Source organism: Mesorhizobium sp. M5C.F.Ca.IN.020.32.2.1 (genome assembly GCF_004023105.1).
Lineage (GTDB): Bacteria > Pseudomonadota > Alphaproteobacteria > Rhizobiales > Rhizobiaceae > Mesorhizobium > Mesorhizobium wenxiniae.
The window spans coordinates 1-5,273 of record NZ_RZSX01000432.1; the positions used below are offsets into that span (position 1 = coordinate 1).

At 60.3% G+C, this 5,273-nt stretch carries 8 protein-coding genes; 3 read left to right on the forward strand and 5 right to left on the reverse strand.

The genetic code is table 11. From position 1 onward, the window contains the following. Nucleotides 1–78 precede the first annotated feature (78 nt). The 4 genes from tnpB to EOA86_RS20850 form a co-directional block, all read right to left on the reverse strand. Entirely contained in the window at nt 79–423 is a 345-nt protein-coding gene (gene tnpB, locus EOA86_RS20835) for an IS66 family insertion sequence element accessory protein TnpB (protein WP_127284559.1), read from the reverse strand. Further along, nucleotides 420–815: a transposase gene (locus EOA86_RS20840; RefSeq protein ID WP_164891872.1), complete on the reverse strand. Its 396-nt coding sequence runs from the start codon at nt 813–815 to the stop codon at nt 420–422. Before EOA86_RS20840 ends, tnpB begins: the two co-directional genes overlap by 4 nt. A gap of 237 nt (nt 816–1,052) precedes the next feature. Then, nucleotides 1,053–2,369 carry a HipA domain-containing protein gene (locus tag EOA86_RS20845; RefSeq protein WP_095521246.1) on the reverse strand — a complete coding sequence of 439 codons (1,317 nt, stop codon included), beginning with the start codon at nt 2,367–2,369 and terminating at the stop codon, nt 1,053–1,055. Further along, nucleotides 2,359–2,658, reverse strand: a complete 300-nt coding sequence (locus EOA86_RS20850) for a helix-turn-helix transcriptional regulator (protein WP_240992510.1) — start codon at nt 2,656–2,658, stop codon at nt 2,359–2,361. The genes EOA86_RS20845 and EOA86_RS20850 overlap by 11 nt, the downstream gene beginning before the upstream one ends. 454 nt (nt 2,659–3,112) lie before the next feature. Between EOA86_RS20850 and EOA86_RS38750 the strand changes: the two genes are divergently transcribed. From EOA86_RS38750 to EOA86_RS41280, 3 genes are all read left to right on the forward strand, one after another. Then, nucleotides 3,113–3,286, forward strand: coding sequence for a hypothetical protein (locus EOA86_RS38750; RefSeq protein ID WP_164891873.1), 174 nt, complete (start codon nt 3,113–3,115; stop codon nt 3,284–3,286). A 68-nt stretch (nt 3,287–3,354) separates the two neighbouring features. Further along, on the forward strand, nt 3,355–3,501 hold the full coding sequence (locus EOA86_RS38755; RefSeq protein WP_164783578.1) for a hypothetical protein: 147 nt from the start codon (nt 3,355–3,357) through the stop codon (nt 3,499–3,501). 468 nt (nt 3,502–3,969) lie between these two features. Then, entirely contained in the window at nt 3,970–4,503 is a 534-nt protein-coding gene (locus EOA86_RS41280; protein WP_245500214.1) for a hypothetical protein, read from the forward strand. Here EOA86_RS41280 and EOA86_RS40485 read toward each other — a convergent pair. Further along, the gene (locus EOA86_RS40485) at nt 4,434–4,964 is read right to left on the reverse strand and encodes a hypothetical protein (protein ID WP_236370649.1); all 531 of its coding nucleotides are present in this window, start codon (nt 4,962–4,964) and stop codon (nt 4,434–4,436) included. The genes EOA86_RS41280 and EOA86_RS40485 overlap by 70 nt on opposite strands. Nucleotides 4,965–5,273: the final 309 nt, after the last annotated feature.

The following is a 5,273-nucleotide window of genomic DNA, read 5'->3' on the forward strand; positions in this document are numbered from 1 at the left end:
GTCACCGGGAAGCTGATCGGCCACATCGGTCATGGCGCGATGGAATCATATTCGCTCCCGCCAAGCCAGCGGTTTTGCTCATCCCGCCGAGCTCGGACGCCAGGTTTTTTGCGGCATCCGCCAGTCGATGCCTTCTAGCAAATAGCCGAGCTGCGCGGGCGTGATCACCACCGTGCCATCGGCCGATGGCCAGATGAACCGGCCACGCTCGAGCTTCTTCGTGAACAGGCAGGCACCCTGGCCGTCATGCCAGATCACCTTGATCAAGTCACCCTGCCGCCCGCGGAAACAGAACAGGTAACCGGTGTGCGGATCGCGCTTCAATGTCTCCTGCACCATCAGCGACAGGCCCGGGAAGCCCTTGCGCATATCGGTATAGCCAGTGGCGAGCCACACCTTAACGCCGCTCGGGATCGAGATCATCGCCGCTCCAGCACATCCAGGATCCGGCCGAGCGCCTCGCTATCGATATCACTCTCGACCCGCAGGCGGCGGGCGCCGCCAAGCTCGATCGACACCATGCTGCTCTTCTTGCGCGGTCTGGAGATCGGCGGTGGCTGCGCTGGCGATTGCGGCGCTGGCAGCGCCTCGACGACTTCCACGGCAACGAGTTGCGGCACGGACGGCGCGGAGATCTGGCAGAGTTCCTTGCGCCACCGGAAAAGCTGGCTCACATGAATGCCAGCCGATCGCGCGGTCTCGGAAACACTAGCCCCAGGCTCAAACGTCGCCGCGACCAGCCGCTCCTTATCCTCCCGAGACCAGCGCCGGCGCCGCTCGACCGACGTGATCACTTCAATCTGATGCTTCGTCACAGGGCTACTCCTAGTGCTTGCACTAGGACTTGCAGCCTTCAGCCTACCTCAGCAAGACGGCCGTGACCGCGGGGATACCGTCTGTGGGCTCTTGCGGTGTCAGCTCCACATCTCTCCGCAGTGCACGTTGTCGCTGTCGAAGAGCCGTGTGTTCATGACTTCGTGCTGGCACGGCAAGGATTGTCCATATTGTGGGCGTCTTGCGCTTGCCGAGCTTGTCCGAAATCCAGCGCCGGATCAGGCGTGAACACTGTTGCGTAGTTCGTCAGCCAGAGCGCGGAGAACGTCGGCGCTCCCTTCCAGCGCCGTAAAAGCGTAGGGATTGAGGAACTGTCGGCCCCAGAACAGATTGCGATCTGTGCCGGATAGCGTAGCTTCCTCGCTGACACGCGGCCAATTCTTCGCAATGCATCGGAGCTGGCCTTCAACAATCGCAAGAGCTTCCGGCGCGCTGAGCAGGAAGTGATGCGCGGCTTCAAGGCAGGACGCGATCCGGCTCATGCGGTTATTGCCGCTGATGAGCATGGCCTGGCTGGCCTCCTGGCCACTGCGGGCCTGCGGACAAATATCGTAAGCAGGCGTGAGGGTGAGCTTAGCCCCGTCCCAGAATGCCGCATGGTTGCGGGCATGATCGTCGGTGTTGCCGCAAAGTATGTTGAAGACAATGCGGCTGAACAACTCGCGCAGAGTTTCCGACGGCGCGGTGAATCGGTGGCGAATGATCTCCGCCAAATCCTGGTAGCTGGCGTAACGCGCCATCATCTCATCGAGCGCGAGCATCGTCAGCGCTGAGACCATGGATTTGCGTTGCCAGCCGCCCGTGACCTTGATCCGGTCGAATCGCTCGACGAGCAACACGTCCTTGCCTGCGGCGCGAACAAGCGAGACGGATGCCGCTCTGATGCCGCACAAGGCGGCAAGCCGCATGGCTATGAATTCTCCTTTGACGACGCTGTAAAGGTCGGCAGACGAGGAAAATTTCGCGACATGCTTGATGGCGTCGTCCTCGATCAGCGCCTTTGGCCTTGCGCCGCCGATCGAGCTGCCGTGATGCAGCGCCTGATCTAATTCGGGGGTGAGCGGAATACCTTTCTCTACCCGCTCCGCCGATTGGACAAGCTCTTCGAGAGTGGCATTGGCCAGTGCGCGCGGCTCGTAATTCGTGGGCGAAAACTGAAAATCGAGCGCGCCGATGCGGTCCGAGCCTGATTCCAGCAGGAACGTCAGTTCTGAAATATCGAGCCGCGCGATTTCATCGCCCTTCACACCGAATTTGCGGTTTAGGATAACCCGTCGTCCCCAGGCATCGGGGGCAGCATCGCGGATGCATCCCGGCATGGTTAGGCCAGGAAGCAAAGGCAATTCGCCTGCCTTCAGGGGCAGTTCCGGGAGATAAAGCGGGATCGCGCTGCCCAGTTCACGAAAGCTCCTGCCATAGTTGAAGCTGACGAGTCCGTCATGGGCATATAGCCGCCCGGCGACAACCGGCGCGGTCTCGCCCGGCAGCCAGACCCAGACATAGGCTTCGTCGTACTTGGGGACCTTAGAACTCATCGACGATCTGCTTGCCGGCCTTGTAGACGTGCTTCGGCAGCAGCGCGATGCGATCGTCCATGCGGCCTGTGAGGGCTGTGATGCCCTTGCCGTCCGCATCGAACAGCTTCACACCGACAATGGCAGCAGCTTCGAACATCAGTCCGATTTCGACTTTGGGATCGCCCTTCTCGATGCGCTGCAGGGTGCTGCGTGAAACACCGATTCTCTCGGCTAACTCCTGTGCGGTTAACCGGTGCTGCATCCGGCCCAGCCGGATGGTCTTACCGAAAAGGCCAAGCGCTTCCATCGCGTAGCGCGAATAGGTGCGTTTATGCGTTGCCGTCATTCGGGTCTCCGTGGCCTATCCATGAGCCATATCACCTCATTTCGACCTTTATATAGGTAACGTCGCAGAGCGACTGCCAAAGTCAAGCCTCCGTATCGTATGATCCAAATCCCCCTGATTCGACTTTATATGCAGCAAGAGTTCGCATCACGGCTACGTTCGGAAAGCGAGGTAGAATGCGACGGGAGACGCAAGCGTTACCCATCCGAACAAGGACGGCGAATATTGCCTACGGCTCCTGCACAACCGGCCAGCTCTGCGCGCCTCGGGCGAGGCGGAGATCTGGCGCTGGACCGCGGACAGCCTTGAGATGCCTCGCATGAGTCATTCGATGGGCGGTCCCTGGTGCCGCTACGCCAAGCGCGATGAAGCGTTGCGGTCTTCGTCGCGCGCAACGGCGAAAGCGTGCAGGACGATGGCTCGGGTCAGGGTGGACAAGCATCTGCGTAACAATTTGCTTTTCGAGGACGGGACGAGTCCAGGTTGGCCGCTGCTCAAGGCGCTGGCTCCGCAGCAGAGCCGAGTGAACTGGAGGGTCTGGTCCGGCGTCGAGGCACGGCGCAAGGCCTGCCGCGACGGGCGCGGATAGTGCTGCTGGCCAGCGAGAGGATGTAGAACAAGGAAATTGCCTTACGCCTTGGTGCAACGCCCAACACAGTGGGCACATTGCGTCGGCGCTTTGCCGAACAGCGGCTCGATAGCCTTTACGATGAACCGCGTCCCGGCGCGCCCGATGAGGAGATTGCCGAGACGATCCGGTTGACGCTGGGAGACGACGCCGCGGGACGCAACCCACTAGCCTGACTCTGCAATCTTGAGGAGCGCCAAGTTTATTCTGGCGTGCGGCGAGCTCAACGCCGAGCCGCTTGGCATCGATGCACGACACGACGTGATGCGGCGGTGTCGCACGGGTTCTCACGGTTTGTGGCTTCGGGATCGCGCGGAAGGCCACGCTTTTCTGGCGGCTCGCGCACCGGTGCCAGACGGCCGTCGGGACCTTAAAATCGACGGGATGACCGGCGGACAACACCTCCACGCCGGCCATACCAGGCCTGGCGGACCGCCCGGACAATCCTGAGATTCTGGCCGACGTCGGCGCCGCTTGGATATCCGCGATTGAATGGATTGCGCGCAGAGGCATTGTGCGTCCTTAATGCACGCATGGTCTTACGTGCTCAGCGTCAGAAATGACTGCGCTTAAAACGTCAGCTTGAAGCCGGCCGACAGGGTCAAGGCATAGAAGTCCATGCCAGCGCTATCCTTGTGGGTTCCTTGTTCGCCGGTCGCGATGCTGTAGGCCGTTTTCTAGCCTTTGTTGCGAAAATATTTGTCGACATTGCCGGCCAGGAAGACGCTGGCGCGGTCGGTCATCTGATAATCGATCTTGGCGCCGGCCGAGATGAACGGCACCGTGAAGAAGTCGTCCTCAAATCGCAGGCCGCGCCCCTCCTCGCGCAGCCAGTGATGGTCAACAGCGCTTGCATCAACGGTGAAGCCGCTGCGGAGCAGACCCGAGAGCGTCAAGTTCCCGAGCGTCGTGGTCGCTTTCGCGCCAAGGAACAGGCCGAAATAGCGCTGTTCGTAATCGATGACCGGTTCGCCGTCCGGGAACTTGCCGCGATCCTCGCGAAAGCCGAAGCGGTCCCCACTCTATATGTACGAACCGCCATAGGCCTTCCACTTCATGTTGGTGTATTTGAAGCCACCATGAAGGTTGATAACCGTGGCATCGTTGATCACGAAGTCTGGGCCTGCTGCCATGTCAAGGTTGATGTAGCGGTCAAGGCGGGTGTCGGGGTGGATTGACTGATCCGACCAATCCTGTCCGGCAATACGCCGTTGGCTGAGATGGTCCAGTTCTTCCAGACCTCGGCCTTTAGCCCGGTGGTCAGAACCGGCGCGCCGGTTTCCCAGATCAATTTGCTGATACGATTGCCCACTTCGTCGTAGAAAAGCTCGTTGCCCTTTAGCCAGGTGTAGCCAACGCCACCAAGAAACACGACGCTCTTGTCGGGCGCTGAATAGGTGGTCGAATGCGCCGCCATGGCGATGGTCGACGATGTGCAGAACGTGCCGAAAGCAAGAATTGCAAATGCTGATGTGCAGCGATTCATGGGGCCTCCTCGGGACCTCCGTTGGTGATCTTTCGTTGAACGACGGCGGCTCACAGCGCCCGTTTGCAGGCGTTGTTTGTCGCGGCGACCATTGCTGGGCATTGGTGCAAAGACGTTGAACTCCGATGCGATGTCCGGGACGGCTTTGGTCATTGCCCTTTGTCTGGTGCGCTGCATAGAACGGCTTGGTCCGCCCACTACCGCGTTGCCGGGCCATATAAGAGATTTGGCCCGACGCGAGAGGCGGCACTCGTGGCCAGAGAACGGGATCGCACCGGCCGCCACGCTGTCAAAATGCCGAAGTTGGTGATCCGGCACGACGCTTAGCTTCTTCTCGCTCTTTGGCGATGAAGCGTTCCAGCGTGTGAATCTTGAGCACACCTGAAATCACTTCGTCGCCGAGAACCAACGCCGGCGTGACGTTGATGTACAGCTCCTTGGCGAGCGCGCAATTGCGCTCGA

What these genes read in the sequence shown, in the direction of transcription:
- tnpB (WP_127284559.1), bottom strand. Translation starts at nt 423, where the DNA reads ATGATCTCGATCCCGAGCGGCGTTAAGGTGTGGCTCGCCACTGGCTAT.
- EOA86_RS40485 (WP_236370649.1), bottom strand. Translation starts at nt 4,964, where the DNA reads ATGACCAAAGCCGTCCCGGACATCGCATCGGAGTTCAACGTCTTTGCA.
- EOA86_RS20850 (WP_240992510.1), bottom strand. Translation starts at nt 2,658, where the DNA reads ATGGAAGCGCTTGGCCTTTTCGGTAAGACCATCCGGCTGGGCCGGATG.
- EOA86_RS38750 (WP_164891873.1), top strand. Translation starts at nt 3,113, where the DNA reads ATGGCTCGGGTCAGGGTGGACAAGCATCTGCGTAACAATTTGCTTTTC.
- EOA86_RS20845 (WP_095521246.1), bottom strand. Translation starts at nt 2,369, where the DNA reads ATGAGTTCTAAGGTCCCCAAGTACGACGAAGCCTATGTCTGGGTCTGG.